General features: G+C 66.5%; 1 protein-coding gene. It reads right to left on the minus strand.

Annotated elements, in window-relative coordinates:
• Nucleotides 1-128 precede the first annotated feature (128 nt).
• On the minus strand, nucleotides 129-499 hold a 371-nt coding region (locus F6X68_RS33115; protein ID WP_192581666.1), incomplete at its 5' end, for a cation:proton antiporter.

Genomic DNA, 499 nt, shown 5'->3' on the forward strand with positions numbered 1-499 from the left:
TTCGGCAGTCGAATAGATTCTGGTTGCCTGTGCCGGCCTCTTCGCGGGTGAACCCGCTCCTCCAGGGGTACGCAAACCTGTAGGAGCGGGTTTACCCGCGAATGGGCCGCAAAGCGGCCCCGGCATTCTCAAGGCTGGGCGCTGACCTTGCGCACCACGCGCCCAATGCTCAACCCCTGCACCAGACTCGACGACAACACCACGACGTAGGTGATCGACAGCAGCAGGTCCCGTTCCTCGCCCAGCGGTAGCGACAGTGCAAGTGCCACCGACACGCCACCGCGCAGGCCACCCCAGGTCAGCACCCGCACCGTGCCTTTGGGCACCGGGCGCCAGCGCCGCAGCAGCACGATCGCCGGGGCCACCGTCAGCAGGCGCGACAGCAGCACTGCCAGCGCCAGCACGCCGCCGGCCGCCAGGTGCATCCAGTTGAACGGCAGCAGCAACAGCTCCAGGCCGATCAATGCGAACAGCAGCGCATTGAGCATGTCGTCGATCA

This window comes from Micromonospora sp. AMSO12t, assembly GCF_008806585.1.
Classification (GTDB): domain Bacteria; phylum Actinomycetota; class Actinomycetes; order Mycobacteriales; family Micromonosporaceae; genus Micromonospora; species Micromonospora reichwaldensis.